Source organism: Methylobacterium ajmalii (genome assembly GCF_016613415.1).
Classification (GTDB): Bacteria; Pseudomonadota; Alphaproteobacteria; order Rhizobiales; family Beijerinckiaceae; genus Methylobacterium; species Methylobacterium ajmalii.
This window is the reverse complement of sequence record NZ_JACWCT010000003.1, coordinates 1-26137: the sequence shown is the minus strand read 5'-3', so window position 1 is coordinate 26137 and position 26137 is coordinate 1. Positions and strand designations below refer to the sequence as shown.

Genomic DNA, 26137 nt, shown 5'->3' with positions numbered 1-26137 from the left:
TGTCGTCAGGGCTTCGCGGCGGTGCGCACGCCCGGCCAGGGCAGCGGGTTCACCGCCAGGCCGGGCTGGATCTTCTGGAAGCCCTCGACCACCACGGTCTCGGCCGGCCGCAGGCCGTCCTCGACGATCCAGCCGGAATCGGTGAGCGCGCCCACCCGCACCGGCCGCAGGGCGGCCGTCCGGTCGGGGCCGACGACGTAGACCTGTGGCACGCCGGCGCTCGAGCGCTGGATCGCCTGGGCCGGCACCACGACGGCGCCGGCCGCCATCCCCTGCGCCAGGCGGACACGGACATAGGTACCCGGCAGGAGCGCGACGGCCGGGTTCGGGAAGGTCGCCCGCAGGGAGACCTGCCCGGTGCCGGGATCAACGCTCACGTCGGTGAACAGCAGCCGCCCGGCATCGCCGTGGAGCGACCCGTCGGGCATCACCAGCCGCACCGCCGGGCCGTCCCGTCCGGCCGCACGCTCGGCGAGCAGGCCGGCCTCGGAGGCCGCGGCGTTGAAGTCGGCGAAGATCGGGTCGACCTGCTGGATCAGCGCCAGCTTCGTCGCCTCGCCCTGGCTGACGAGGGCGCCCTCAGTGACGAGGGCCCGGCCGATGCGGCCGTCGATCGGCGCGCGCACGGTGGCGAAGTCGAGATCGATCCGGGCGCGGGCGAGCAGGGCCCGGGCGCTCGCCACGTCGGCCTCGGCCTGGCGGAGGGTCGCGGTGGCGATGTCGGCCTGCGCGGTGCTGGCAGCCTGCCTCTCCACCAGCGTCTCGGTGCGCTCCGATTGCCGCAGCGCCTGGATCCGGGTCGCCTCGGCGCGGGCGAGGGCGGCGGCCTTCGCGTCGACCTCGGCGCGGTAGACCGAGGGGTCGATGCGAAACAGCACGTCGCCCTTGCGCACGAGGCTGCCCTCCGCGAAGGCCCGCTCCTGGATGATGCCGGCGACCTGGGCCCGGACCTCGGCGACGCGGGTCGGGACGAGGCGCCCCGGCAGATCGACGAGGCGCGGCACGGTCGCCGCCTCGGCCCGCGCCACCGCGACGTCCGGCGCCGGCGCCGCGGCCGCCGACCGATCCTCGGAGCCGGGCTTGCAGGCGGCCGTGCACAGGCAGACCAGGGCGGCGAGCGGCAGGTGCCGGGAGTTTCGGCGCGGGGACGGCATCTGACCTCCGGTCGGTTGCACGAAGCGAGGTCCGCGTTTAAATCCATACGTACGGATTGAAAAGGGGGTTCGGGATGGGGCGACCGCGCACGATCGACCGGGACAAGGTGCTGGAGGCCGCCGAGGCGATCGTGCTGCGCGACGGTGCGGCGGCCCTGACCTTCGAGGCGGTCGCCAAGGCCTCGGGCATCACCAAGGGCGGCCTGCAATACTGCTTCGGCACCAAGGACGACCTGATCGCGGCGATCGTCGAGCGCTGGATGACGGCGCTCGACGCCGAGCTCGCCCAGAGCCTGCCGTCGGGGGCCGACACGCTGGAGCAGACCCGCCACTACATCGCCGCGGCCGGCCGGATCGACGAGGTCGCCCAGACCCGGATGGTCGGCATGCTGGTGACGCTGCTGCAATCGCCCGAGCACCTGCGGCGCGTCCGCGACTGGTACGCCGGCTGGATCGCCAAGTTCGATCCCGCCTGCGACGCCGAGCGCCGCGCCCGCACCGCGTTCTTCGCCGCAGAGGGCGCGTTCTTCCTGCGCAGCCTCGGCCTCGTGGCGATGGACGGGGCGGCCTGGGACGCGGTGTTCGCCGACATCCTGACGCTGCGCTGAAGTCCCTTTCGTCCAGCGGAGCGCGAAAACGCCCGTTGCGGGCGAGCGCGCTTGCGCTGGATCAAGGCCCCCTCCCCGGGCGCGGCCATCATGGCGGCGATCCACGAGGAGGAACCGCGATGACGACGGCCGTGACCAGCGCGAGCGTGACCGGACACCCCGCCCTGAACCCGGTGAGGCGCGAGGCTTCCCCGCTCACCGCCCCCCGGGCCGCAGCGCTCGTCGAGGACATCTCGCGCTACCGCACCATCGACAGCCCGCTCGCCCTCGGCCTCGCCGTGGCGGCGTCGGTGGCGGTCACGGTCCTGATGCGGCTCGTTCTCTGACGGCGCTCACCCGGGCGGAATGCTCGTCCGGCCGGAAGATCCGTGACCGCCGCTTCCAGGGGGAGCGATCCCGGGAGGCTGAACCGCTCCCGCGTTTCCCAGACGCGTTTGTCTCTCGGGCAACCGAGGCCCGATCGCGAACACCGTGGCGATCGCGTGCGTCGGCCTCGGCGGAAGGAAGGTTGCCGATCGGTCCGAGCCGGCGGCAACGGGTTCGACCGGTCGACCCTCCGGGGTGGCGGAACCGGTGGGGGAAGCGACGATGCCCGTCACAGCCGCTTCTCGAAGAAGAAGTCCGGGTAGGGATCGTCGTTGAAGCGGTCGATCTCGACCCAGCCGGTGCGGCGGTAGAGCGCCAACGCTTCGGTGAGCGCGCTGTTGGAATCGAGCCGCAGGGTGGTGATCCCGAGGGTCCGCGCCGCGCTCTCGGCGGCCTCCATCAGCCGGCGGGCGAGGCCGAGGCCGCGGGCGGAGGGGCAGACCCAGAGCCGCTTGATCTCCGCCATCTCGCCGCCCTTGCCCTTGAGCCCGACGCAGCCGATCGGCAGCCCGTCCGAGACCGCGACCAGGAAGACGCCGCGCGGGCGCATCATGTCGGCGGCCTCCGGGTCGCGGGAGAGCGAGACGTCGAAGCCGGTCGAGAGGCGGCGTCCGAGCTCGGCGTAGTAGGCGGTCAGGCAATGCAGGGCCGCCTCCCCTCGCGGATCGGTCTCCTCGATCGCGATGCGGTCGCGGCCGAGCGCCGTCGCGACGAGGTCCATGGCACGCAGGAGCTCCTCGCCCTTTGGGAAGCGGGCGAGCAGCTCCGCCGCCCGGTCGTTCGACAGGGCCTCGTAGGCGGAAAACTCCCGCCGTCCGGCCTCGGTTAGGGCCGCGACCCGGCGCCGCGCATCGCCCGGGTGGGGCAGCGTGACGACCAGACCCTCCTCCTCCAGCCCGCGCAGGAACCGGCTCAGCAGGCCGGAATCCAGCCCGAGATAGTCCCGCAGGAGCCCGACCTCGCCGCGTCCGTGCCCGATGGCGTTCAGCACCCGGGCGGCGCCGAGCGGCCGGCCGCGACCAAGGAACGAGGTGTCGAGAGCCCCGACCTCGGCGGTCACGGCCCGGTTGAAGCGGCGGATACGGCTGGTGGGATCGATCGGCATTTCTCTGACGTAAGTCAGAGGTTTTTCGGCGTCAATGGATGTGCGGGTGTCCCATGAAAAAAGCCCCGGCCGCTTTGCGGGCCGGGGCTTCTCGTCGGGTCCGTCCGGGGGCGTCGGCGCCCCCGGGGATCGCGGCTCAGTTGTTCCGGTTGCCCATCAGCGAGAGCAGGAACTGGAACATGTTGATGAAGTCCAGGTACAGGGTCAGGGCACCGAACACCGACACCTTGGCGGCGGCCTCGCCGTCGAAGTTGCCGTAGAGGTACATCTCCTTGAGCTTCTGCGTGTCATACGCGGTCAGGCCGGCGAAAATCAGGACGCCGATGACCGAGATCGCGAACTGCAGCGCGCTCGAGGCCAGGAAGATGTTGACCAGGCTGGCGATCACCAGGCCGATCAGGCCCATCACCAGGAACGAACCGATGCCCGAGAGGCTGCGGGTCGTCGTGTAGCCGTAGAGGCTCAGGCCGCCGAAGGCCGCCGCGGTGATGAAGAAAACCTGGACGACGCTCGCCCCGGTGTAGCGGATCAGCAGCGTGGAGAGCGACGCACCCATCACCGCCGCGAAGGCGAAGAAGGTGGTGCGGGCCGTTGCCGCCGACATCCGCTCCATGCGGAACGAGAACAGGAAGATGAAGGCGAGCGGCGCGAGCGCGATCACCCACATCAGCGGGGTGGCGTAGAGCGTGCGGCCGAAGCTGGTCAGCGGGATCGAGCCGATCCGCGCCACCGCGTCCGCCGACGAGGTCGCCACCGCGAGCTTGTTGATGCCGACCGCCACCAGCCCGGAGATGCCCAGGCCGATGATCATGTTGTTGTAGACGCCGAGCATGAACGCGCGCAGGCCCTGATCGACCTGCACCTGGCCCTGGGCGTAGCCGGTCGGGCCGCCGTAGCCAGTCGCGTTGCCCTGCCGGAACGGGCTGTTCTCGAATGCCATGGGAGTTTCCTTCGGAAGCTCTCTAGCGTGGATGAATGCGGTGCGAGGCTCTCACGCGACCCTCGGACGCTGGTTGCGTCGTGCCGGCATCCAGTCCCTCGCGGGGCCGAACGCCTTGACCGGAATATGTGGCGCGCCCGCGGGGTGCACAAGGGCGTGAGCCGACCTTGACCGGGCGCGGCCCGCCAAAACGCAACGTCCATCCGCCGCAGGGCGGCGGATGGATTAAAAACCCTAAAGATTTCGTAGGTACTGGGCCGGCTTCTGCCCGAGGATGCGCCAGGTGCCGGCGAGCCCGAGCACGATGGCGGCGGCGACCGCGAGGCCGGCCGCCACGACCGCACCCGACAGGTCGAGGGCGAAGTCGAGCCGCATCACCCGGGTCAGGATCACCCAGCCGGCGAGCGTGCCGGCGGCGAGCCCGAACAGCGCGGTGGCGAGACCGAGCGCACCGTACTCCATCGCGTAGGCGGCGAGCAGCCGCCCCCGCGTGGCGCCCAGCGTCTTCAGCACCACCGCGTCGTAGAGCCGGGCCCGATGGCCTGCGGCGAGGGCGCCGGCGAGCACGAACAGGCTGGTGGCCACCGCCACCGCGCTGGCGCCGCGGATCGCGAAGACGAGCTTGCCGACGAGGTCGTTGACCGCATCGAGGGCGTCCTTCACCCGCACGCTGCTCACCGAGGGAAATTCCTTGGCGGCGTCGCGCAGGATCCGGGCCTCCAGGGCGGCGTCGGGCCCCTCCGGCAGGGTCAGCGTCGCGAGGTCGCTGTGCGGCGCCCCCCGGAAGGTACCGGGCGAGAACACCATCACGAAGTTGATGCCGAGGTTGCGCCACTCGACGTGGCGCAGGTTGGCGATCGGGACGGTGAGGCTGCGCCCGAGCACGTTGACCGTGACGGTGTCGCCGACCTTGAGGTTCAGGCTGCGGGCGAGCTGCTCGTCGAAGGAGACGAGGGGCTTGCCGGCCGCCTCGCCCTTCCACCACGTCCCGGAGGTGATCGCCGAGCCGTCCGGCAGGTCCTCCGCGTAGGTGATGCCGCGATCGCCGTCGAGCACCCAGGCGGCATCCTCGCCGGCCTTGATCCGGCCCGCCGGCACGCCGTTCAGCGCCGTGATCCGCCCGCGCATCATCGGCACCCGCTCGATCTTGGCCCGCGGCGCCGCACGGCCGAGGAACTGGTCGAAGGCTTCCGCCTTGCGGCCCGGGATGTCGAGGAAGAACAGGCTCGGCGCCTTGGCGGGCAGCGAGCGGGTCAGCGTCCGGGTGATGTTGGCGTCGATCAGGCTGAGCGCGACGAGGAGTGTGATGCCGAGGCCGAGGGAGAGCACGATCGAGGGGGTGAGCGCACCGGGCCGGTGGAGGTTGGCGAGCGCCAGACGCGGCGCGGCCCGGCGCGGGCGCGGCAGGCGGCGGGCGAGCGCCATCAGCCCGACGGCGACGAGGCGGAGCAGCCCGAAGGCGAGCCCGGCCGCCGCGATGAAGATCAGCGCCACCCACCGGTCGTAGGCGGTGGCGAGCGCCAGCGCGACGAGGCCGGCCAGCGCCAGCGCCAGGATCGCGAGGTAGCGCGGCCGCGGCCGGCGCCGGTCGGGATCGACGGTATCGCGAAACAACCCGGACACCGCGACGTCGTGGGCTCGCCCGAGCGGCCCGATCGCGAAGGCGAGCGCCGTCAGCACCCCGTAGAGGGCCGCGACCGCGAGTTCCCCCGGGACCAGCGTCGGGTTGAGCGGCAGCGGCAGCAGCGACCCGAAGGCGGCGTCGAGGGCGAAGGGCAGCACGGCGCCGACGACGAGGCCGCCCAGGATGCCGATTCCGGAAATCAGCATCACCTGCGTCAGGTAGATGCCGACCACCCGGCTTCCCGGAGCGCCGAGGCTCTTCAGGGTCGCGATCGAGGCGCGCTTGCGCTCGACGAAGGCCCGCACCGCGTTGGCGACGCCGACACCGCCGACGAGGAGCGCGGTGAGGCCGACCAGCGTCAGGAACTGGGTGAAGCGCTCGATGCTGCGGGCGAACCGCGGGTCGGCGTTGAGCCGCGAGCGGACCTCCCAGCCGGCCTCCGGCAGGGTTTGGCGCGCCTCGGCCATCAGCCGCTCGACCGCCGCGTCGTCGCCCTGCGGCAGCATCACCCGGTAGACGAAGCGGTTGAGGCTGCCGGGCTGGACGAGGCCCGAGGCCTTGAGCGCGTCGAGCGAGACCATCAGACGCGGCCCGAAGCCGATGCCGCCCGCGATCTTGTCGGGCTCGCTCGTCAGCACCGTGCGCAGCACGACCTCGGCCCCGCCGACGGTGAGGCGGTCGCCGAGCTTGAGGTCGAGGCGGGCGAGGAGCGCCGGATCGGCGGCGGCGCCGTAGGCGCCGTCCGCCTGAGAGAAGATCGCGGAGGCCGGCAGCGGCGGCTCGGTGCCGAGATCGCCCACCGCCGGATAATCGGGCCCGACCGCCTTCAGCTCGACCAGTGCCGCGCCCTTGTCCCCGGCCGAGGCCATCGCGCGGGTGAAGCCCACCACCGAGACGCGGCCCCGCGCATCGAGGAAGGCTTTTTCCTGCGGGCTCGCCTCCCGGTGGATCAGCCCGAAGGTCACGTCGCCGCCGAGGATCTTCCGGCCCTCGCGGGCGAGCCCGTCGGAAAGCGAGCGCGACAGCGAGGCGACGCCCGCGATGGTGGCGACCCCGATGGCGATGCAGGCGAGCAGCACCGTGAAGCCGCGCAGGCCCCCGCGCAGCTCGCGCAACGCCAGGCGCAGGGTCAGGGGCAGGCGCGACGAATGACCGGCCCCGGCAGGAGGGCCGGAAGGACGACCGCCGGGGAGCGTGGGAAGGCTGCCGTGCATGGGGGTCCCTACGCGCTCACCGCGGTGTCGATCAGGCCCGAGCGCAGCCGCACCGTGCGGTCGCACAGCCGGGCGAGGCCGGGATCGTGGGTGACCAGCACCAGGGTCGCGCCGCGGTCGCGCTTGAGGGAAAAGAGCAGGTCGACGATCTGCGCGCCGGTCGCCTCGTCGAGGTTGCCGGTGGGCTCGTCGGCGACCAGGATCGCGGGCTCCGGCGCGATCGCGCGGGCGATGGCGACGCGCTGCTGCTCGCCGCCGGAGAGCTGGGCCGGGTAATGGTGCAGCCGGTGCCCGAGACCGACCGCCTCCAGCTCCCGCGCTGCCCGGACATGGGCGTCGGGCGCGTCGGCGAGTTCGAGGGGCAGCGCGACGTTCTCGAGCGCCGTCATGGTCGGCACGAGGTGGAAGGACTGGAAGACGATGCCGATGCGCCGGCCGCGAAAGCGCGCCAGCGCGTCCTCGTCGAGTCCGGCGAGGTCCGTGCCCTCCACCACCACCCGCCCCGAATCCGGCCGCTCCAGCCCGGCCATGGTCATCAGCAAGGTCGACTTGCCCGAGCCCGACGGCCCGACGAGGCCGACCGCCTCGCCCGGGGCGACGTCGAGCGAGATCCCCTTGAGGATGTGGACCCGGGCGGCGCCGCGGCCGAGGCTGAGATCGACGCCGTGGAGCGCGATCGCCGGTCCGGTGGCCTTGTCGGTCATGCGCGAAGAGCCGATCTGTACGCGGCGACCGGATCGGTCGCGGCCGGAGGTGACGAGTGGGACGGACCAACGCAAGACAGGCGGCCCGCCGGCCCGATATGGGCCGTGCAACCCTGGTCCGCCATGATGGCCGCCGCGCGGCACTCGCATTTCTGATCGTGTCGCTGCTGATGACCCTGACCATGCCGCTCGGCGCCGCCGAGCGCCCGCTCGCCCTCGTCGCGCTCGGCGACAGCCTGACCGCGGGCTACGGCCTGCCGGCCGACGCCGCCTTCCCGGCACAGCTCGAAGCCGCCCTGAAGGCGCGCGGCCATGCCGTGACGATCGCCAATGCGGGCGTCTCGGGCGACACCGCGACCGGCGGGCTCGACCGGGCGGCGTGGTCGGTGCCGGACGGAACCGACGGGGTGATCCTGGAGCTCGGCGCCAACGACATGCTGCGCGGCACCGACCCGGCGGTGACCGAGAAGGCCCTCGACGCGATCGTCGCCGGGCTCAAGGCCCGGGGTATCCCGGTCCTGCTCGCCGGGATGCGGGCGGCGCCGAATCTCGGGCCCGATTACGGCAAGCGCTTCGACGCGATCTACCCGAGGCTCGCCGCGCGCTACGGCCTGCTCCTCTACCCGTTCTTCCTCGACGGCATCGCGGGCGACCGCAGCCTCAACTTGCCCGACGGCCTGCACCCGACCAAGGCCGGGGTGGCGCGGATCGTCTCCGGCATCCTGCCGAGCGTGGAAGAGTTTCTGACGCGCCTTCGCAAGGGAGCGTAGCCGCCATGCCGCGCCTGTTCACCGGAATCGAGGTCCCGCCCGAGACCGGCCTGATGCTCGGGGCCTTCCGGGGCGGCCTGCCCGGCGCCCGCTGGGTCGAGCCGTCGGACTACCACGTCACCCTGCGGTTCATCGGCGACGTCGACGGCGGCATGGCCGAGGAGATCGCCGCGGCCCTGGCCGAGGCCAGGCCCCGCCCTCCCCTGACGCTCGCCCTCGACGGGCTCGCGAGCTTCGGCGGCGAGCGGCCGCACGCGCTCTTCGCCCGGGTGGTGCCCGATCCCGATCTCTCGGAGCTGCAAGCCGAGCACGAGCGCATCCTGCGCCAGCTCGGCGCCGCACCGGACACCCGGCGCTTCACGCCGCACGTGACGCTGGCGCGGCTCAAGCGCGGCGCCGGCCCGGACGGGGTGGCGCAATACCTCACGATGCAGCCGGTGTTTCCGCGGCTGACCTTCACGGCCCGGCGGGTGGCGCTCTACTCGGCGCGGGATTCGGTCGGCGGCGGGCCCTACGTGGTCGAGGCGGCCTATCCGCTGGACGACGACGTGGACCAGCGAGACTTGGACCAACAAGACTTGGACCAACGAGACTTGGACCAGTAGGCCTGGATCGGGCCTCCCCCCAAACGGGTGATGGCGGCGCCACCCCGATCCCATAAAGTGGGCGAACTGCCTCGCTCATCGGCATGCGCCCACGCCATCGACCTCCAAGTCTCGAACTCGGCGTGGGCGCTTCCTTGACCGGACGACGCAAGCGGCATCCCTACAGCCGGCGCAACGCCACGCTCTCGATCCGATGGCTCGCGCCCTTGGCGAGGATCAGGCTGGCGCGCTGGCGCGTCGGCACGATGTTGTCGCGCAGGTTCAGGAGGTTGATGCGGTTCCACAGCCCGTCGGCGGTGTTGAGGGCCTCCTCCTCGCTGATCTCCGCGTATTTCCGGAAGTAGGACAGCGGATCGCGGAAGGCGGTGTGGCGCAGGCGCAGGAAGCGGTTGACGTACCAGCGGTGCAGGTCGTCCTCGTGCGCGTCGAGATAGACCGAGAAGTCGAAGAAGTCCGACACGAAGGGAATCGCGGTGCCGTCCCGCGGCAGGCGCGCCGGCTGGAGCACGTTCAGCCCCTCGACGATCAGGATGTCGGGCCGGTCGACGACCGTCGTTTCCCCCGGCACCACGTCGTAGACGAGGTGGGAGTAGAGTGGCGCCGCGACGTGGCGCTTGCCGGCCTTGATGTCGGCGAGGAAGCGCAGCAGCGTCGGGGTGTCGTAGCTCTCGGGAAAGCCTTTTCGCTCCATCAGGCCGAGGCGGTTCAGCTCGGCATTCGGAAACAGGAAACCGTCGGTGGTGACCAGGTCGACCTTCGGTGTGTTGGGCCAGCGGGCGAGCAGCGCCTTGAGTACCCGGGCCGTGGTCGACTTGCCGACCGCGACCGAGCCGGCGACCCCGATGATGTAGGGCACCTTTACCTCGCGCTCGGCGAGGAGGAAGCGCTGGGTCGCCTTGAACAGCCCCTGCGTCGCCGCGACGTAGAGCGAGAGCAGCCGCGACAGCGGCAGGTAGATGGCGATGACCTCTTCGAGCGAGATCGGGTCGTTGAGCGATTGCAGCCGCATCACATCCTCGGCCGTGAGGGTGAGCGGCGTGTCGGCGCGAAGATGTGCCCATTCCTCACGGGAGAAGACCCGGTAGGGCGAGAGGTGGTCGGTCGCCTCGTCGAGGCTCGCGGCGAGCTGCGCCGCGCCCAGCGTCGGGGCCGGGCCGGGCCCGAGCCGATCGTTGATGCCCGCCTCGCTCATGCGGGCCTCCTCGCGGCCTTCTCGGCGATGCCGCTCTGGGCGGTGCGCCGTTCCAGCTCGGCCATCACGGCCTCCAGTGGCACCTCGGCGGCGCGCAGCACCACCAGCAGGTGATAGAGCACGTCCGCCGCCTCCGCCGTCAGCCCGTCGCGGTCGCCCTGCACCGCGGCGATCGCGGCCTCCACCGCCTCCTCGCCGAGCTTCTTGGCAGGCCGCGCCGGCCCGCCGGCCACGAGCTTGGCGGTGTAGGACTCCTCCGGTGAGGCGGCGGCCCGCTCGCGGACGATGCGGTCGAGGTCGGCGAGGGAGAAGGCGGTCATCAGGCTGCCATTGGAGTTGTACGCGAACCCTGGGGCCGGCGGAGCCGGGTGGTCAAGCGCTGTTCGACGCTCCGCCCGATCTATCCCTCCGGTGTAAGGCAGCCTTGCACAGAGCGATGCGGCGCCGGCTTGCTAGCGATAGGGGCGCTTCGAGAGCGGGTCGAGTGTGGCGTACGGGATCTCGCAGAAGTAGCGGCCTCGGGCGTATCCATCGATCAACCCGAGATCGATTACGGCCCCCTCCCGTTCGAACACCCAGCGTTTTGCATCGGGCAGCGAGGAGGCTATCGCCTCGCGCAGACGGCTCGAATCATCCCCTGCCTCCAACCTCGCACTTTCGGGCCTCATCGCACCCACGCAGAAACGGGTCAGCTGTCCGAGGGCAGATACATCGAAGATCAACGTTACGACAAGTTCTGAGTCTGACGTCAGATCGAGATTCAGCGCATCTCTGGCACCACTACCGTGGGCTCCGCCATTGTATTCTCATCGTTCGACCCGGATCGATAGGAGGCGAGGCGATCCATAGCTGAGCGTCCAGTTCTCTGAATACCGAAGCCCCTTGGCCTCGACACCCTCCTGAAGGCCCGACGGCTCCCCGCGAAGCCCCTCGTCGGCTCGCGTGTTGACGAGACGTTCCACAGTGCTTTGCGGCGAGGTGAAGCGATAGACGCGGACTTCCTTCTCGAACCAGTTGGACCCGGAAGACCGGCGAGCGAAGAAAGGCGCCGGCTGGCGAGGCAAGCCGGGGCCTGCCTCGGGGCGCCCCGTGAGGATGCGCGCCCGTTCGAGGTTCCACTGCTCGGCACACCGGGCTCGGCTCTCGTTCGATTTGAGGAGGCCGCATTCGCCGTTTCGCTTCTTCAGCCAAATGCGCTGGTCGGTGAGCGCCGCATCCCAGGACCCCAGCTGCACGGCCTCGCCGAGGGGCGCCCGAAGGCCGGCGAACGCCGCTGCCATCGCGACGTCAGACGTAGTCGCCGCCGTAGAGCCGCATATCGCGCGTTCGAGCGGCGTGGAGGCCTTGGCGCAATCGAGAGCGTCGGCGCCGGACGCCGTCAGAAGGAGGGCGACGACCGTGCAGGCCGTGCGCCATGTCGAACCCCGCTGTCCCATGGCAGTCGTGTCTCGGCGGGGGAGACGGTCAGGGCGTCGGGTCGAGCCGCATGGCGAGGCCGGCCGCCGCCATATGGGCCTTGGCCTCCCCGACGGTGTGCTGGCCAAAATGGAAGATCGAGGCGGCGAGCACCGCGCTCGCGCCTCCGTCGCGCACGCCCGCCACGAGGTCGTCGAGGCCGCCGACGCCGCCCGACGCGATCACCGGCACGGTGACCGCATCGGTGATCGCCCGGGTGAGCCCGATGTCGTAGCCCGAGCGCATTCCGTCCCGGTCCATCGAGGTGACGAGCAGCTCGCCCGCGCCCTTCGCCGCCACGAGGCGGGCGAATTCGACCGCGTCGATCCCGGTGGGCTTGCGGCCGCCATGGGTGAAGATCTCCCAGCGCGGTGCCTCGCCCTCGCCCGAGACCCGCTTGGCGTCGATCGCCACGACGATGCACTGCGCGCCGAATTTTTCCGCCGCCCGCGCCACCAGGTCCGGGTCGTTCACCGCCGCGGTGTTGATCGACACCTTGTCGGCCCCGGCGAGCAGCAGCGTGCGGATATCCTCGACCTTGCGCACGCCGCCCCCGACGGTGAGCGGCATGAAGCAGGCCTCCGCCGTGCGGCTCACCGCGTCGAGGAGGATACCGCGGGCCTCGTGGCTCGCCGTAATGTCGAGGAAGCAGAGCTCGTCGGCCCCGGCCCGGTCGTAGGCCTTGGCGGCCTCGACGGGATCGCCGGCGTCGCGCAGCTCGAGGAACTGGACGCCCTTGACGACGCGGCCGTCCTTCACGTCGAGGCAGGGGATGATGCGGGTCTTGAGCACGGTTCTGAGGCTCTACTCGTAGAGGAAGGGGCGCGACATCGCCTCGTCCCGCGTGAAGGGACAGGCCGCCGGGAATGTCGTCGAGGCAAGACCGGTCTCGCGCAGGGCGTCGAGACGGGCCTGGCGGTAGGCACGCTCGAAGGCTGCGTCGAGCCGCGACTTCAACCTCGGATTGTCGCCGATGACCTCGATCACGTGATGACGATGCGTCGCGATCGAGATCGCGCAGCTGGCGCTGCATTGGCCGGGCTGGAATTGCCATTTCAGCATGTGAAGCTGGATCGGCGCGTGGACGCTGACGAGGCGTTTGAACTCCGAGCGGCCCACGCTCTCGATCTCCTCGGCCAGGTTCTCCCGGTCGAGGACCGAGAGGTTGCCGGCGCGGAGCGCCGCAGCCTGCTCCATCGCCCAGCCGTGGGTGTCGTCGGCATAGGCCGTCGTGGGTCGCAGGGGAGCCGAGCGTGCAGGCGCGGGCCTGGATTTGCGGGTCGCGGCCGTCATGCGGTCAGAGGCCTCCGGGAAGCGGCCATGATCCTACCACGCCACGAACCCCTCCGCTTCACCCCGCCCGCGCGCCCTTCGCCCGCGCGATGGCGGCGAGCGCCTCCTTCGGGTCGATGCGGCCGTCGTAGAGCGCCCGGCCCGTGATGGCGCCGGCGAGGCTCGCGCAATCGGGCTCGAGGATGCGGTGGACGTCCTCGATCGAGGCCAATCCCCCGGAGGCGATGACGGGGATCTTCACCGCCTGGGCGAGGCCGAGCGTCATCGGGATGTTGAGGCCCTTGAGGATGCCGTCGCGGGCGATGTCGGTGTAGATGATCGCGGCGACGCCGGCATCCTCGAAGCGCCGGCCGAGCTCTTCCGCCGTCACCGTCGAGGTCTTGGCCCAGCCCTCCACCGCGACGCGGCCGTCCTTGGCGTCGATGCCGACGGCGATCTGGCCCGGGAAGCGGCGGGCGGCCTCGCGCACGAAGGTCGGGTCCTTGACCGCGGCGGTGCCGATGATGACCCGGCTGACGCCCTTGGCGAGCCAGCCCTCGACGGTGCGCATCTCGCGGATGCCGCCGCCGAGCTGGACCGGAATCGTCACCGCCGCCAGGATCGCATCGACCGCCGAGGCGTTCATCGGCGCGCCCGCGAAGGCGCCGTCGAGATCCACCACGTGGAGCCAGGGGAAGCCCTGCTCCTGGAAGGTGGTCGCTTGCGCGGCCGGATCGTCGCTGAAGACGATGGCCTGGGCCATGTCGCCCTGCACGAGGCGGACGCAGCGCCCTTCCTTGAGATCGATGGCCGGAAACAGGATCACGCGTCGTCACCGCAAGGCTGGAGTTGGTCGGGGGGCCGGCGCCCGGTCAGGGGCGCCAGCGCAGGAAGTTGCCGATCAGGCGAAGGCCGAGGGTCTGGCTCTTCTCGGGGTGGAACTGGGTGCCGGCGATGGTGCCGCGCGCCACCATGGCGGTGACCGCCCCGCCGTAATCGGCGCTCGCCACCACGTCGTCGGGCTCGGCCGGGCTGAGCGCGTAGCTGTGCACGAAATAGGCGTGCAGGCCGTCCGGGCCGGTCGGGATGCCATCGAGGAGCGGATGGGGCCGGCGCTCCTGCAGCGTGTTCCAGCCCATATGCGGCACCTTGAGGCCGGGATCGGCCGGCGTGATCGGGGCGACGTCGCCCGGGATCCAGCCGAGGCCCGGCGTCACCTCGTATTCGAGGCCGCGGCTCGCCAGCAGCTGCATGCCGACGCAGATGCCGAGGAACGGCCGGCCGCGCCCGTGCACCGCCTCGGTCATCGCCTCGACCATGCCCGACACGGCGTCGAGCCCGCGCCGACAATCCGCGTAGGCGCCGACACCCGGCAGCACGACCCGGTCGGCCGCCGCCACGGTCGCGGGGTCGGAGGTGACGACGATGCGGGCCTCGGTGCCGGCCTCGCGGGCGGCGCGCTCGAAGGCCTTGGCGGCCGAGTGCAGGTTGCCCGAGCCGTAATCGATGATGGCGACGGTGTCGGCGCTCAACGGAGCTTCTCCCGGATCGCGCCGCCGGCCCGGGGCGGCGCCCATGATGGCGTGGTTGCGGGGCTCACCGTTGGCCCTGCGCTTCCGGAAACAGGCCGAGCGCCGGGCTCTCGGACCGGGCATGGGCCGGAGCGGCGGGCCGCGACGGGGCAGTGCCCACCCGCGCGCCCTCCTCCCGCAGCCAGCGGGCGACGAACTTGACCTCTGCCTCCTTGGCGTCCGACGCCGTCACCGCGTCGCGGATCGGGCGGCCGGTGCGGGCATAGGTCCAGCGCCGCAGGGACGAGGCCTCGAGCCCGACGAGCCAGGACAGGAGGAGCGCGATGGCGAAGCCCGCCGCCGTGCTCAACCCCAGCGCGAGCCCGGCGAACCAGACCACGATTTCGGCCGCCAGCACCATCAGGCCGGCGAGCCAGAGCCGGTGCCAGAAGAACCACAGCGCGGAGAACCAGAAGGCCGGCCAGACGAAGGCGTCGGGCACGAGCTTCGCGCGGTCCAGGGCCTCCGGCTCGGCGGGATCGACCTCGTCGGGCACGTGCAGGGTGTAGGTGGTCATCCGTTCCCCCCGGGATCCGTCGTTGCGGCCTTAGAGCGAGCCCTTCGTCGACGGCACGCGGCCGCCCTCGCGGGGATCGACCTCGACCGCGTGCCGCAAGGCACGTGCCAGGCCCTTGTAGCAGCTCTCGGCGATATGGTGCTGGTTGTCGCCGTACAACGTCTCGACGTGCAGCGTGATGCCGGCATTCATCGCGAAGGCCTGGAACCACTCGCGCACCAGCTCGGTGTCGAAGGCGCCGATCTTCTCGCGGGCGAAGGTGGTGCGGAAGACCAGGAACGGCCGGCCGGAGATGTCCACGGCGACCCGGGTCAGTGCCTCATCCATGGGCAGGTGCAGATCGGCGTAGCGCCGGATGCCGCGCTTGTCGCCGAGCGCCTGGGCGAAGGCCTGGCCGAGCGCGATGCCGCAATCCTCGGTGGTGTGGTGCTGGTCGACGTGGAGGTCGCCCGTCACCTTGATGTCGAGGTCGAACAGGGCGTGCCGGGCGAGCAACTCCAGCATGTGGTCGAGGAAGCCGACCCCGGTCGCGATGCTGGCCTTGCCGGTGCCGTCGAGGGTGAGGGCGACGCTGACGTCGGTCTCGGCGGTGCGCCGGTCGACGCGGCCGGCGCGGAGGGGAGTGTCGGTCATCGGGGAAGTGCTGTCGCCAACGGAAAACGGGCTGCCTTGTTAGAAGGCAGCCCGCGGAAACGCCAGGGGTGATCCGGGCTTTATACCCTCGCGCGCATCAGGGCGCCTCGGCAACCGGCGATCAGCCCGCCGCCAGCACCCGCGCGCAGACCGCGTCGAGCTTGGCCATGAGGGCCGGGTCGCGGTGGGTCGGCGCGGTCATGATCGCACCGTCCAGCGCCCGGTCGGAGCCCGCCGGACACGGCACCCGCTCGGCCGGAAGGTCGCGGGCGAGGCGGCTCACCAGGCGGGCGGCCTTCGCGGCGTTGGCGCGGGCCACCGCCACCACGGCGGCGACGTCGACCGCGCCGTGCTCCGGGTGCCAGCAATCGAAGTCGGTCACCATGGCGATCGTCGCGTAGGTGATCTCGGCCTCGCGGGCGAGCTTGGCCTCCGGCATGTTGGTCATGCCGATCACGTCGTAGCCCTGCGCCTTGTAGGTGAGCGACTCGGCGTAGGAGGAGAATTGCGGCCCCTCCATGCAGACGTAGGTGCCGCCCTTCCTGACCGCGATCTCCTCGGCCTCCGCCGCCTCCAGGATGCGGGCCTGGAGCGCCGGCCCGACCGGATGGGCCATCGAGACGTGGGCGACGCAGCCGTTGCCGAAGAACGACGAGGTCCGGCCGACCGTGCGGTCGACGAACTGGTCGACGAGCACGAACAGGCCCGGATAGAGCTCCTGCCGGAACGAGCCGCAGGCCGAGAGCGCGACGATGTCGGTGACGCCGACGCGCTTCATCGCGTCGATGTTGGCCCGGTAGTCGATGCCCGACGGCGAGAGCCGGTGGCCGCGTCCGTGGCGCGCCAGGAAGACCACCGTCGTGTCGCCGATGCGGCCGATCCGCAGGGCGTCCGAGGGCTCGCCCCAGGGCGAGGCGACCGCCTCCTCGCGTACGTCCTCCAGCCCGGGCAGGTCGTAGACGCCCGAGCCGCCGATCACTCCGAGCACGGCCTTCACCATCGGGGTTCTCCTTGTCGTTGCGGGGGTTGCTTGGTCGTTGCGAGGGGGCGTCAAAACGAAAGAGGCCCCTCGCGGGGCCTCTGGTATCGCTCTCGGGTGCCGGTCAGCTCGTCTTGTGCAGCTCGGGCTGCAGCCCGTGCGTCTCGCCGCCGACGTCCGACCAGATCTTCTTCTTCACGTAGTAGAGCAGGCTCGCCAGGACCAGCAGGAACAGGATCGCCCGCAGGCCCAGCGACTTGCGCGCCAGGAGATGGGGCTCGGCCGTCCACATCAGGAAGGCGGTGACGTCGCGCGAGTACTGATCGACCGTCTCCGGCGCGACCGGCTGGCCGTTGGCGCCCTTGGCGTAGGTCACCTGACCGTCGCTGAGGGGCTTGGGCATCGCGATGACGTGGCCCGGGTAGTACTCGTTGTAGTGGCCGCCCGGCGGCACGGTCACGTCCTTCGGCGGCTCGTCCTTGTAGCCGTTGAGGAGGGCGTGGATGTAGTCCGGGCCCTGCTCGGTGTAGCCGACGAAGGGCAGCCAATCGATGATGAACCACAGGCCGCCGCGGGCGAAGGTGCGGGCCTTGGCCATCAGCGACAGGTCCGGCGGCGCCTTGCCGCCGTTGGCGGCGGCCGCGGCCTGCTCGTTGGGGAACGGCGCCGGGATCTTGTCGGCCGGGCGGCCGGGCCGCTCGAACATGTCGCCGGAATCGTTCGGCCCGTCCTTGACCTTGTACTCGGCCGCCAGCGCCTTGACCTGGGCGGCGGAGAAGTCGGGTCCACCCTCCTGCTCGAGGTTGCGGAAGCGGATGTAGCTCAGGCTGTGGCAGTTCGAGCAGACCTCGCGGTAGACCTGGAAGCCCCGCTGCAGCTGCGCCTGGTCGAAGGTGCCGAACACCCCCGAGAAGGTCCACTTCTCGCGGTGCGGCACCGGCCCGTGGTCCTCCGCCGAGGCGGCGCCGGCCGACAGGATCGCGGCGAGAGCGGCCGCCACGAGAGCACGTGTTCTGATCATTCCCCTCGATGCCCCTTGCGGCGTCGTCATTCTGATGGGCGGTCGTGAGGCGGGAGCCCGCGGCCCCCGCCTCGCGGCGTCGCTTATCCCTTGGTCGAGGGAGCGGCGGCGGCGCCGGCGGGAAGGCCGGAGGAGCCGACCTGCTTGCCCGGGCCGGTGACGCTCTCGAGGATCGAGCCCGGCAGGGGCTTCGGCGTCTCGAACAGGCCGACCAGCGGCATCACGATCAGGAAGTGGGCGAAGTAGTAGACGGTGGCGATGCGCGAGGCGAGGACGTAGCCGCCCTCCGGGGGCTTCGAGCCGAGCCAGCCGAGCAGGAAGCAGCAGAAGATGAACAGCCAGAAGAACTGGCGGTAGATCGGCCGGTAGTTGGCCGAGCGGACCCGCGAGGTGTCGAGCCAGGGCGCGAGCGCCAGGATGATCACCGCGCCGAACATCAGCACCACGCCGCCGAGCTTGTCCGGCACCGCGCGCAGGATGGCGTAGAAGGGCAGGAAGTACCACTCGGGCACGATGTGCGCCGGCGTCACGGCGGGGTTCGCCGGGATGTAGTTGTCGGCATGGCCGAGGTAGTTCGGCTGCAGGAAGATCCAGTAGGCGAAGAAGGCGAAGAACACCACCACCGCGAACACGTCCTTGATGGTCGCGTAGGGAGTGAAGGGCACCGCATCCTTGCCGGTCTTGATCGGGATGCCGGTCGGGTTGTTCTGGCCGGTGACGTGCAGCGCCCAGACGTGCAGGACGACGACGCCGGCGATCATGAACGGCAGCAGGTAGTGCAGCGAGAAGAAGCGGTTGATGGTCGGGTTGCCGACCGAGTAGCCGCCCCAGAGCAGACTCTGGATGGTGTCGCCGACGATCGGGATCGCCGCCAGGATGTTGGTGATGACGGTGGCGCCCCAGAACGACATCTGGCCCCACGGCAGGGTGTAGCCGAGGAACGCGGTCGCCATCATCAGCAGGTAGATGATCACGCCCAGGATGTAGAGCACCTCGCGCGGGGCCTTGTACGACCCGTAGTAGAGGTTGCGGAACATGTGGACGTAGACCGCGATGAAGAACATCGAGGCGCCGTTGGCGTGCATGTAGCGCAGCAGCCAGCCGTAGTTCACGTCGCGCATGATGTGCTCGACGGAGTTGAACGCCTCGGTGGCCGAGGGCTGGTAGTGCATCGCCAGCCAGACGCCGGTGATGATCTGGGAGCCCAGCATCACGATCAGGATCGCGCCGAACGTCCAGAAGTAGTTCAGGTTACGGGGAACCGGGAACGCGATGAACGAGGAATGGACCAGGCCGACGATCGGCAGCCGGGCCTCGAACCACTTCGCGATGCGGCTCTTGGGGACGTAGGTTGTGGCGTGTGCGCTCATGGGGCAGCCCGCGTCTGGCGTTGCTTCACGATCGGCGAAAGATCAGGCGGTGGCGCCTTCGCCGATGCGGACCTTGGTGTCGCCCTGGAAGGCGTAGGGCGGGATCGGCAGGTTGATCGGCGCCGGGCCCCGGGTCACCCGGCCCACCGCGTCGAACTGCGAGCCGTGGCAGGGGCAGCCCCAGCCCTCGTGGCCGTTGGCGTTGGCGATCGGCACGCAGCCGAGATGGGTGCAGTTGCCGTAGGCGACGAGCCAGCGCTCGTGGCCGTCCTTGACGCGGCCCAGGAACGGCGCCGGGTCGATCATGCCGGCGGGGGCGACCGCCTTCATGTCGGCGACTTCCTTCTCCGTGAGGTGGCGCACGAAGATCAGCTTGCCGCGCCAGAACACGTTGACGATCTGGCCGTCGGCGATGGGGGTGAGGTCGACGTCGATCGGGGCGCCGGCGGCGATCGTCTCGGCGTCGGGCGCCATCGAGGCGACGAAGGGCCAGGCCAGGGCGGCGGCCCCGACCACGGCGCCCGCACCGGTGGCGAGGAACAGGAAGTCCCGGCGGGTCGACCCGTGGGGATGCGCGGCGTCCGAGGGGGCGGCGGTGGTGGCCAAGTTCCGGCTCTCCCGAGAGATCGTTGACGCAAGAATCGTTGACGGCGGCGGGCCCACCGCCGGCGCGGCGCGCGGCGTGAGGCCCGCAGGAAGGGTCGGCGGGGTTCGTCGAACCCCGGTCCTGCCGGACCGAAGCACCTCCCCGCTCATCGCGGCAATGCGACCGGGCGTCGCCGCGCGGGTAGCTCTCTGGCACGGCCAAGCCCCGGAATCCAGGGCGAAAAGGCGCGTCGAACCAGAGGAATTCCAGATTTTCCGCGAGTGTGTTGCAGGGCGTACCGCACTGCACCGGGGCGGCCCGGAGGCCGCCCCGGCCGGGCGCGAGATGGCCTACTCGGCGGCGGCGCCGACGCGGCCTTGCACCGCGGGTGCGCCGGTATGGCTCAGGCGCAGCACGGTGATCATGCCGACGATGCCCGCGCAGGCGATCAGCAGCAGGCCGCCGGTGAAGCTGCCGGTCCAGTCCTTGATGGCGCCGACGGCGTAGGGAGCGACGAAGCCCGACAGGTTGCCGATCGAGTTCACCACCGCGATGGCGCCGGCGGCCGCGGCCCCCGACAGGGTCTCGGTCGGCAGCGTCCAGGTGATCGGGAGCGCGCCGAAGATGCCGAGCGCGGCGCCCGAGAACAGCACCACCTTGACGATCGGGTCGCCGACCAGCGCCGCCCCGACGGTGCACAGCGAGGCGCAGGCGAGCGCCGCCGCGAGGTGGTAGCGGCGCTCACGCTTGGCGTCCGAGCGCTTGCCCCACCACAGCATGCCGACGGTGCCGACGGCGTACGGGATGATCATCACGAAGCCGGTCTGGGCGTTGGTGAGACCGAAGCCCTTGAAGATCTGCGGCAAGAAGAAGCCGAAGGCGTAGAGCAGCGCCACGGCGCCGAAATACACCACCGCGATGGCGAGCACCCGCGGGTTGAGGATCTCCTGGGTCAGCGGCACGTGGCCCTGGCGCGGGGTGCGGGCGGCCTCGGCGGCGAGCGTCTGCTCCAGCCAGGCGCGCTCGTCGGCGGCAAGCCACTTGGCGTCGGCCGGGCGGTCGGTGAGGTAGAGGTAGGTCATCACCGAGAGCACCACCGCCGGCAGCGCCTCGATCACGTAGAGCCACTGCCAGCCCTTGAAGCCGAGCGCGCCGTCGAGCTCGAGCAGCAGGCCGGAGATCGGCGAGCCGATGACGCTGGAGAGCGGGATCGCCACCATGAACAGCGAGACGATGCGGGCGCGGTAGGCCGCCGGGAACCACAGCGTCAGGTAGAAGATGATGCCCGGGAAGAAGCCGGCCTCGGCCGCGCCGAGCAGGAGGCGCATGATGTAGAAGCTGGCCTCGCCGCCGACGAAGGCCATGCCGCCGGAGATCAGGCCCCAGCTCAGCATGATGCGGGCGATCCAGCGGCGCGCGCCGAACTTCTCGAGCGCCAGGTTCGAGGGGACCTCGAAGATGAAGTAGGTGATGAAGAACAGCCCGGCCCCGAGGCCGTAGGCGGTGGCCGAGATGCCGAGGTCCCGGTTCATCGTCAGCGAGGCGAACCCGACGTTCACCCGATCGAGATAGGCGACGAAGTAGCAGACGATCAGGAACGGGATCAGGCGCCAGCTGATGCGCCTGATGGTGCGGGCTTCGATGTCGGACGTCACGGCTGTCTCCTCCCCGGCGCGTCGTTGGCGCGGCCGAATTGCAAGCGGCGGCCGGGTTGCGACGCCCGGCTCTGGCGCCGGGATGACCGGATTGTCGTCGGTTGGCAAGCAGCGACGATCTGCGGAGGCCCGCGCACTTGTGGGAGGGGCCGCTTCTGGTCTAGTGCTCGCCCTCCCCCGCCGGTGACGCCCCGCAGCGAGGCCGCCTGGCCGCGCGCTCGCCCCGGCGCCGTTCGAGATCTTTGAAGAAGTTCGCCATGGTCACGCCACGCCGAGACAGCGGCGCCGTCAGGCCCCAGCTCACCGGAGCCCGGGTGCTCGTCGTCGAGGCCCGCTACTACGAGGACATCGCCGACGAGCTGCTCGCCGGCGCGACGGCCGCGATCGAGGCCGCCGGTGCAGAGTCCGTGGTCGTCACGGTGCCGGGGGCGCTGGAGATCCCCCAGGCGGTGGCGATCCTGCTCGAGGCCGCCGCCCGCGCCCACAAGCCCTACGACGCCGTGGTGGCGCTCGGCTGCGTCATCCGCGGCGAGACCGGCCACTACGACATCGTCGCGGGCGAGAGCGCCCGGGCGCTGATGGACCTGTCGGTCGTGCTGCGCATGCCGCTCGGCAACGGCATCCTCACCGTCGAGACCGAAGCCCAGGCCCAGGCCCGCGCCCGCGTCGCCGAGATGAACAAGGGCGGCGGCGCGGCGGAAGCGGCGCTGGCCGTGCTGGCGCTTCGCCGCGCCGAGGAGGCGGGCCGCCAGGACCGCACCATCGGCTTCACGCCCCGCCGCAACCCGGAGACCGAGTGAGATGAAGCCCGCAGAACGCAGCGGCGCCCGCCTCGCGGTGGTCCAGGCCCTCTACGAGATGGAGATCTCCGGCAAGGGCGTCATCGACGCGCTGGCCGAGTTCGAGGCCTTCTGGATCGGCCAGGTGATCGACGAGGTCGAGCATCCGCCGGCCGAGACCGCCTTCTTCCGCGACCTCCTGCGCGGCACCGTCGACGAGCAACGGGCGATCGACCAGCGCCTCGACGCGGCGCTCGCCGCCGGTTGGCCCCTCCGCCGCCTCGAGGCGGTGGTGCGGGCGATCCTGCGCGCCGGGGCCTACGAGGTGATGTTCCGCCGCGACGTGCCGGTGAAGGTCGCGATCTCCGAATACGTCGACGTCGCCCACAGCTTCTACGAGGGCGAGGAGCCCGGTCTCGTCAACGCGGTGCTCGACAAGGTCGGCCGCGCGGTACGGCCGGAGGATTTCAACAAGGGCTCGCGCGCCGGCTGAGCAAGGGTTCGCGCACCAGCGGGGCCGCGGTGTCGGACCGTCGATAAAAATCTTCAGGTTCTTGCGTTAGGCCATTGCGGTCCGGCCGGGCTGGGCCCTAGCTGTCGGCTGAGGTTCAGGCGGGTCGTGCTCCCTTGCACTCCGTCCCTCGCCGCGAGACCCCTCCCCCGCGATGGCCCGCTCCGCCCTGCCCCGCCCCACGGAAGACGAACTGATCGCCCGCTACTTCGCGCCGCTCGCGGGCGAAGGCGGGCTGTCGCTGAGGGACGACGCGGCCCTGCTGGTGCCGAGCCCGGGCCACGACCTCGTGCTGACCACCGACGCGGTCGTCGCGGGCGTCCATTACTTTCCCGATGATCCCGCCTCCTCGATCGCCTGCAAGGCGCTGGGCGTGAACCTGTCGGACCTCGCCGCCAAGGGTGCCGAGCCGCGGGGCTTCCTCCTCACCCTGGCGCTCTGCGACGAGTGGGACGAGGCCTGGCTCGCCGATTTCTGCACCGGCCTGAGCGAGGCGGCAGCGCTCGCGAGCTGCCCGCTCCTCGGCGGCGACACCGTGCGGGCGGCGGGCCCCACGCTTCTGGGCATCACCGCGCTCGGCGAGGTCCCGTCCGGCACGATGGTGCGGCGAGGCACCGCGCAGGCCGGCGATCGGATCCTCGTCTCCGGCAGCATCGGCGACGCGGCGCTCGGCCTGAGGCTGCGGCAGAAGCCCGTGGCGCCGTGGGGCGAGGCGCTGACCTATCCGGTCCGGGCCGCCCTGGTCGACCGCTACCTGCATCCCCGCGCCCGCCTCGCCCTCGCGCCGCACCTGCGGGCGCATGCCCGGGCCGCCATGGACGTCTCGGACGGCCTCGTCGGCGACCTCGCCAAGATGATGCGGGCGGCGGACCTGAGCGCCGAGATCGAGATCGACCGCATCCCCCTGTCGGAGGCCGCGCGGGCCGCCCTCGCGGTCAAGCCGGATCTCCTCGACGTCGCGCTCACCGGCGGCGACGACTACGAGATCCTGTGCACGGCCGATCCCGCCGCGGTGCCGGCCCTGCGGGCGGCATCCGAGCGGGCCGGGGTGCCGCTCGCCGAGATCGGCACCGTGACCGAGGGCGGCGCCCCGCCGGTGTTCCGCGACGCGCAAGGCGGGATCCGCCACTTCCGCGCGGGCTCCTTCAGCCACTTCTGAGGCGATCGCTGCGGCGCGGCACGATCAGCCGGAGCTCACGCGAGACGATCCCTCGGCCGAGGCGCGACGCCGAAAGTCTCAAGCGGACGAAGCTTGGGAGCATTTGCGCTCGGGTGGGAAGTTTGGCACGACTGTGAACGCGGATCCGTGCTGTCGCGCGGCCCCCGCTCACAAGGGAGGGAGGCCCGCGTCGCGAAAACGGCCGCTCGCCATCTCGGCCGTCCGACGTCGCGGGATAAGCCCGACAATCAAGGACGGTAGAATGACCGCACTCCTGCTCATCATCCTGGGCGGCCTCTGCGCCGTCGCCTACGGCATCGTCACCATCAACGACGTCATGCGGCGCGATGCCGGCACGCAGCGCATGCAGGAGATCGCCGGCGCGATCGCCGAGGGCGCCCAGGCCTACCTGCGCCGCCAATACGCCACCATCGGGATCGTCGGGGTCGTCCTGTTCGGGCTCCTCGCCTGGTTCCTCGGCCTCAAGGTCGGCATCGGCTTCCTGATCGGCGCCGTCCTGTCGGGCATGGCCGGCTTCATCGGCATGAACGTGTCGGTACGCGCCAACGTCCGCACGGCGCAGGCCGCGGCGCAGTCGCTCGGCGCCGGATTGTCGGTCGCGTTCAAGTCGGGCGCCGTCACCGGCATGCTGGTCGCCGGCCTCGCGCTCCTCGGCGTCGCGCTCTACTACACCTACCTCACCCGCATCGCGGGCTTGAGCCCGGCGAGCCGCGAGGTCATCGACGCCCTCGTGGCGCTCGGCTTCGGCGCCTCGCTGATCTCGATCTTCGCGCGGCTGGGCGGCGGCATCTTCACCAAGGGCGCCGATGTCGGCGGTGACCTCGTCGGCAAGGTCGAGGCCGGCATCCCCGAGGACGATCCGCGCAACCCCGCCACCATCGCCGACAACGTCGGCGACAACGTCGGCGACTGCGCCGGCATGGCGGCCGACCTGTTCGAGACCTACGCGGTCACCCTCGTCGCCACCATGGTGCTGGCGGCGATCTTCTTCTCGGGCCAGACCGATGTCGGCGGCCGCAACGTGCTCGAGACCATGCTGCTCTACCCGATGGCGATCGGGGCGGCCTGCATCGTCACCTCGATCATCGGCACGTTCTTCGTGCGGCTCGGTTCCAACCAGTCGATCATGGGGGCGCTCTACAAGGGCCTGATCGGCGCCGGCGCACTCTCGATCGTGGCGATCGCCGGCCTCAACCTCGTGATGTTCGGCGGCTTCTCGACCCGCTTCACCACGGCGGGCGGCGAGAGCTTCACCTCGCTCAGCCTGTTCCTGTGCGCGGTGGCGGGCCTCGTCATCACGGCGCTGATCGTCGTCATCACCGAGTATTACACCGGCACCGGCTACCGGCCGGTCAAGTCGATCGCCCACGCCTCGGTCACCGGCCACGGCACCAACGTGATTCAGGGCCTGGCGATCTCGCTCGAATCGACCGCGCTCCCGGCGATCGTCATCGTCGCCGGCATCATCGTCACCTACGGGCTCGCCGGCCTGTTCGGCATCGCCATCGCGGTCACCGCCATGCTGGCGCTCGCCGGCGTCGTCGTCGCCCTCGACGCCTTCGGCCCGGTCACCGACAATGCCGGCGGCATCGCCGAGATGGCGGGACTGCCCAAGGAGGTGCGCAAGTCCACCGACGCGCTCGATGCCGTCGGCAACACCACCAAGGCGGTCACCAAGGGCTACGCCATCGGCTCGGCGGGTCTCGGCGCGCTGGTGTTGTTCGCCGCCTACACCTCGGACCTGAACTACTTCATCAAGAACGCATCGCCGACCCAGTACCGCTTCTTCCAGGGGGTCACGGTCGATTTCTCGCTCTCCAACCCCTACGTCGTCGTCGGGCTGCTGCTCGGCGGGCTCATCCCCTACCTGTTCGGCGGCATCGCCATGACGGCGGTGGGCCGGGCCGCGGCGGCGGTGGTCGAGGAGGTCCGTCGCCAGTTCCGCGAGAAGCCGGGCATCATGCAGGGGACCGAGCGGCCCGATTACGGCCGCGCCGTCGACATGCTGACCAAGGCGGCGATCAAGGAGATGGTGGTGCCGTCGCTGCTGCCGGTCCTGTCGCCGGTGGTGCTGTTCTTCGTGATCCAGGCCATCGCCGGCAAGGGCCAGGCCTTCGCGGCGGTGGGCGCGATGCTGCTCGGCGTCATCCTCACCGGCCTCTACGTCGCCGTCTCGATGACGTCGGGCGGCGGCGCCTGGGACAACGCCAAGAAGTTCGGTTCTTCGTCATTCGGGGTTGATAGGGGCTCACAGTAGCCCCGCCTCCAAATCGGCCTCCAGGGTTGATAGCGGCATCCCGTAGTACCGCCAGGGGCCGTAGATCGG

At 70.9% G+C, this 26137-nt stretch carries 26 protein-coding genes and 1 pseudogene; 8 read left to right on the top strand and 19 right to left on the bottom strand.

Going from position 1 to position 26137, the window contains the following annotated elements; genetic code table 11:
- Window positions 1–5 precede the first annotated feature (5 nt).
- Window positions 6–1154 (bottom strand): efflux RND transporter periplasmic adaptor subunit, encoded by a 1149-nt coding sequence (locus HPY23_RS00660; RefSeq protein WP_082742891.1) that lies wholly within the window; start codon window positions 1152–1154, stop codon window positions 6–8.
- Window positions 1155–1228: 74 nt separating this feature from the next.
- On the opposite strand from HPY23_RS00660, the gene HPY23_RS00655 reads away from it, so the two are divergent.
- The gene (locus HPY23_RS00655) at window positions 1229–1762 is read left to right on the top strand and encodes a TetR/AcrR family transcriptional regulator (RefSeq protein ID WP_060850140.1); all 534 of its coding nucleotides are present in this window, start codon (window positions 1229–1231) and stop codon (window positions 1760–1762) included.
- A 119-nt stretch (window positions 1763–1881) separates the two neighbouring features.
- A complete protein-coding gene (locus HPY23_RS00650; RefSeq protein ID WP_060850139.1) occupies window positions 1882–2088 on the top strand; it encodes a hypothetical protein in 207 nt (68 codons plus the stop codon).
- A gap of 269 nt (window positions 2089–2357) precedes the next feature.
- Here HPY23_RS00650 and HPY23_RS00645 read toward each other — a convergent pair whose 3' ends face one another.
- From HPY23_RS00645 to HPY23_RS00630, 4 genes are all read right to left on the bottom strand, one after another.
- Window positions 2358–3233 (bottom strand): bifunctional helix-turn-helix transcriptional regulator/GNAT family N-acetyltransferase, encoded by an 876-nt coding sequence (locus tag HPY23_RS00645; protein WP_091887372.1) that lies wholly within the window; start codon window positions 3231–3233, stop codon window positions 2358–2360.
- Window positions 3234–3369: 136 nt separating this feature from the next.
- The gene (locus HPY23_RS00640) at window positions 3370–4173 is read right to left on the bottom strand and encodes a Bax inhibitor-1/YccA family protein (RefSeq protein ID WP_060850137.1); all 804 of its coding nucleotides are present in this window, start codon (window positions 4171–4173) and stop codon (window positions 3370–3372) included.
- Between the two features lie 234 nt (window positions 4174–4407).
- Window positions 4408–7011, bottom strand: a complete 2604-nt coding sequence (locus HPY23_RS00635; RefSeq protein WP_091887375.1) for an ABC transporter permease — start codon at window positions 7009–7011, stop codon at window positions 4408–4410.
- Between the two features lie 8 nt (window positions 7012–7019).
- Complete coding sequence (locus HPY23_RS00630; protein ID WP_091887377.1) at window positions 7020–7715, bottom strand: ABC transporter ATP-binding protein; 696 nt, start codon at window positions 7713–7715, stop codon at window positions 7020–7022.
- A 170-nt stretch (window positions 7716–7885) separates the two neighbouring features.
- Here HPY23_RS00630 and HPY23_RS00625 point away from each other — a divergent pair, with 170 nt between their 5' ends.
- Together HPY23_RS00625 and thpR are read left to right on the top strand one after the other, a co-directional pair.
- Window positions 7886–8485, top strand: coding sequence for an arylesterase (locus HPY23_RS00625; protein ID WP_236012783.1), 600 nt, complete (start codon window positions 7886–7888; stop codon window positions 8483–8485).
- Between the two features lie 5 nt (window positions 8486–8490).
- Window positions 8491–9090: an RNA 2',3'-cyclic phosphodiesterase gene (gene thpR, locus HPY23_RS00620; protein WP_091887383.1), complete on the top strand. Its 600-nt coding sequence runs from the start codon at window positions 8491–8493 to the stop codon at window positions 9088–9090.
- A gap of 160 nt (window positions 9091–9250) precedes the next feature.
- Here thpR and coaA read toward each other — a convergent pair whose 3' ends face one another.
- The 14 genes from coaA to HPY23_RS00550 form a co-directional block, all read right to left on the bottom strand.
- On the bottom strand, window positions 9251–10231 hold the full coding sequence (gene coaA, locus HPY23_RS00615; protein WP_058617119.1) for a type I pantothenate kinase: 981 nt from the start codon (window positions 10229–10231) through the stop codon (window positions 9251–9253).
- Window positions 10232–10278: 47 nt separating this feature from the next.
- Window positions 10279–10602, bottom strand: coding sequence for a phosphoribosyl-ATP diphosphatase (locus HPY23_RS00610; protein ID WP_060850133.1), 324 nt, complete (start codon window positions 10600–10602; stop codon window positions 10279–10281).
- 486 nt (window positions 10603–11088) lie between these two features.
- Entirely contained in the window at window positions 11089–11718 is a 630-nt protein-coding gene (locus tag HPY23_RS00605) for a lysozyme inhibitor LprI family protein (RefSeq protein ID WP_091887388.1), read from the bottom strand.
- Between the two features lie 28 nt (window positions 11719–11746).
- Window positions 11747–12529, bottom strand: a complete 783-nt coding sequence (hisF, locus tag HPY23_RS00600; protein WP_200601859.1) for an imidazole glycerol phosphate synthase subunit HisF — start codon at window positions 12527–12529, stop codon at window positions 11747–11749.
- 12 nt (window positions 12530–12541) lie between these two features.
- The gene (locus HPY23_RS00595) at window positions 12542–13030 is read right to left on the bottom strand and encodes a DUF29 domain-containing protein (protein WP_091887392.1); all 489 of its coding nucleotides are present in this window, start codon (window positions 13028–13030) and stop codon (window positions 12542–12544) included.
- 58 nt (window positions 13031–13088) lie between these two features.
- Window positions 13089–13835 (bottom strand): 1-(5-phosphoribosyl)-5-[(5-phosphoribosylamino)methylideneamino]imidazole-4-carboxamide isomerase, encoded by a 747-nt coding sequence (gene hisA, locus HPY23_RS00590; RefSeq protein ID WP_091887394.1) that lies wholly within the window; start codon window positions 13833–13835, stop codon window positions 13089–13091.
- A gap of 46 nt (window positions 13836–13881) precedes the next feature.
- On the bottom strand, window positions 13882–14541 hold the full coding sequence (hisH, locus tag HPY23_RS00585; RefSeq protein WP_060850129.1) for an imidazole glycerol phosphate synthase subunit HisH: 660 nt from the start codon (window positions 14539–14541) through the stop codon (window positions 13882–13884).
- Window positions 14542–14605: 64 nt separating this feature from the next.
- On the bottom strand, window positions 14606–15097 hold the full coding sequence (locus HPY23_RS00580) for a DUF2628 domain-containing protein (protein ID WP_091887396.1): 492 nt from the start codon (window positions 15095–15097) through the stop codon (window positions 14606–14608).
- A 30-nt stretch (window positions 15098–15127) separates the two neighbouring features.
- Window positions 15128–15730: an imidazoleglycerol-phosphate dehydratase HisB gene (gene hisB / locus HPY23_RS00575; protein WP_060850127.1), complete on the bottom strand. Its 603-nt coding sequence runs from the start codon at window positions 15728–15730 to the stop codon at window positions 15128–15130.
- A gap of 121 nt (window positions 15731–15851) precedes the next feature.
- Window positions 15852–16730, bottom strand: a complete 879-nt coding sequence (locus tag HPY23_RS00570) for an S-methyl-5'-thioadenosine phosphorylase (RefSeq protein ID WP_060850126.1) — start codon at window positions 16728–16730, stop codon at window positions 15852–15854.
- 103 nt (window positions 16731–16833) lie between these two features.
- The gene (locus HPY23_RS00565; protein WP_091887398.1) at window positions 16834–17730 is read right to left on the bottom strand and encodes a cytochrome c1; all 897 of its coding nucleotides are present in this window, start codon (window positions 17728–17730) and stop codon (window positions 16834–16836) included.
- A gap of 83 nt (window positions 17731–17813) precedes the next feature.
- Window positions 17814–19100 (bottom strand): cytochrome b, encoded by a 1287-nt coding sequence (locus tag HPY23_RS00560; protein WP_060850124.1) that lies wholly within the window; start codon window positions 19098–19100, stop codon window positions 17814–17816.
- Between the two features lie 42 nt (window positions 19101–19142).
- Window positions 19143–19706 carry a ubiquinol-cytochrome c reductase iron-sulfur subunit gene (petA, locus tag HPY23_RS00555; RefSeq protein WP_060850123.1) on the bottom strand — a complete coding sequence of 188 codons (564 nt, stop codon included), beginning with the start codon at window positions 19704–19706 and terminating at the stop codon, window positions 19143–19145.
- A 330-nt stretch (window positions 19707–20036) separates the two neighbouring features.
- Window positions 20037–21341, bottom strand: coding sequence for an MFS transporter (locus HPY23_RS00550; RefSeq protein WP_091887400.1), 1305 nt, complete (start codon window positions 21339–21341; stop codon window positions 20037–20039).
- Window positions 21342–21598: 257 nt separating this feature from the next.
- On the opposite strand from HPY23_RS00550, the gene ribH reads away from it, so the two are divergent.
- The 4 genes and pseudogenes from ribH to HPY23_RS00530 all read left to right on the top strand — a co-directional run.
- Window positions 21599–22141 carry a 6,7-dimethyl-8-ribityllumazine synthase gene (ribH, locus tag HPY23_RS00545; RefSeq protein WP_060850869.1) on the top strand — a complete coding sequence of 181 codons (543 nt, stop codon included), beginning with the start codon at window positions 21599–21601 and terminating at the stop codon, window positions 22139–22141.
- Window position 22142: 1 nt separating this feature from the next.
- Window positions 22143–22613 (top strand): transcription antitermination factor NusB, encoded by a 471-nt coding sequence (gene nusB, locus HPY23_RS00540; protein WP_060850121.1) that lies wholly within the window; start codon window positions 22143–22145, stop codon window positions 22611–22613.
- A 172-nt stretch (window positions 22614–22785) separates the two neighbouring features.
- Window positions 22786–23790 carry a thiamine-phosphate kinase gene (thiL, locus tag HPY23_RS00535; RefSeq protein WP_082742889.1) on the top strand — a complete coding sequence of 335 codons (1005 nt, stop codon included), beginning with the start codon at window positions 22786–22788 and terminating at the stop codon, window positions 23788–23790.
- Between the two features lie 262 nt (window positions 23791–24052).
- A pseudogene (locus tag HPY23_RS00530) lies at window positions 24053–26062 on the top strand (sodium-translocating pyrophosphatase); the annotation flags it as partial.
- Between the last annotated feature and the right edge of the window lie 75 nt (window positions 26063–26137).

Coding starts and splice junctions, on each gene's coding strand:
- HPY23_RS00660 (WP_082742891.1), bottom strand. CDS start 1,154: ATGCCGTCCCCGCGCCGAAACTCCCGGCACCTGCCGCTCGCCGCCCTG.
- HPY23_RS00655 (WP_060850140.1), top strand. CDS start 1,229: ATGGGGCGACCGCGCACGATCGACCGGGACAAGGTGCTGGAGGCCGCC.
- HPY23_RS00650 (WP_060850139.1), top strand. CDS start 1,882: ATGACGACGGCCGTGACCAGCGCGAGCGTGACCGGACACCCCGCCCTG.
- HPY23_RS00645 (WP_091887372.1), bottom strand. CDS start 3,233: ATGCCGATCGATCCCACCAGCCGTATCCGCCGCTTCAACCGGGCCGTG.
- HPY23_RS00640 (WP_060850137.1), bottom strand. CDS start 4,173: ATGGCATTCGAGAACAGCCCGTTCCGGCAGGGCAACGCGACTGGCTAC.
- HPY23_RS00635 (WP_091887375.1), bottom strand. CDS start 7,011: ATGCACGGCAGCCTTCCCACGCTCCCCGGCGGTCGTCCTTCCGGCCCT.
- HPY23_RS00630 (WP_091887377.1), bottom strand. CDS start 7,715: ATGACCGACAAGGCCACCGGACCGGCGATCGCGCTCCACGGCGTCGAT.
- HPY23_RS00625 (WP_236012783.1), top strand. CDS start 7,886: ATGACCCTGACCATGCCGCTCGGCGCCGCCGAGCGCCCGCTCGCCCTC.
- thpR (WP_091887383.1), top strand. CDS start 8,491: ATGCCGCGCCTGTTCACCGGAATCGAGGTCCCGCCCGAGACCGGCCTG.
- HPY23_RS00610 (WP_060850133.1), bottom strand. CDS start 10,602: ATGACCGCCTTCTCCCTCGCCGACCTCGACCGCATCGTCCGCGAGCGG.
- HPY23_RS00605 (WP_091887388.1), bottom strand. CDS start 11,718: ATGGGACAGCGGGGTTCGACATGGCGCACGGCCTGCACGGTCGTCGCC.
- HPY23_RS00595 (WP_091887392.1), bottom strand. CDS start 13,030: ATGACGGCCGCGACCCGCAAATCCAGGCCCGCGCCTGCACGCTCGGCT.
- HPY23_RS00580 (WP_091887396.1), bottom strand. CDS start 15,097: ATGACCACCTACACCCTGCACGTGCCCGACGAGGTCGATCCCGCCGAG.
- hisB (WP_060850127.1), bottom strand. CDS start 15,730: ATGACCGACACTCCCCTCCGCGCCGGCCGCGTCGACCGGCGCACCGCC.
- HPY23_RS00570 (WP_060850126.1), bottom strand. CDS start 16,730: ATGGTGAAGGCCGTGCTCGGAGTGATCGGCGGCTCGGGCGTCTACGAC.
- HPY23_RS00565 (WP_091887398.1), bottom strand. CDS start 17,730: ATGATCAGAACACGTGCTCTCGTGGCGGCCGCTCTCGCCGCGATCCTG.
- HPY23_RS00560 (WP_060850124.1), bottom strand. CDS start 19,100: ATGAGCGCACACGCCACAACCTACGTCCCCAAGAGCCGCATCGCGAAG.
- ribH (WP_060850869.1), top strand. CDS start 21,599: ATGGTCACGCCACGCCGAGACAGCGGCGCCGTCAGGCCCCAGCTCACC.
- nusB (WP_060850121.1), top strand. CDS start 22,143: ATGAAGCCCGCAGAACGCAGCGGCGCCCGCCTCGCGGTGGTCCAGGCC.
- thiL (WP_082742889.1), top strand. CDS start 22,786: ATGGCCCGCTCCGCCCTGCCCCGCCCCACGGAAGACGAACTGATCGCC.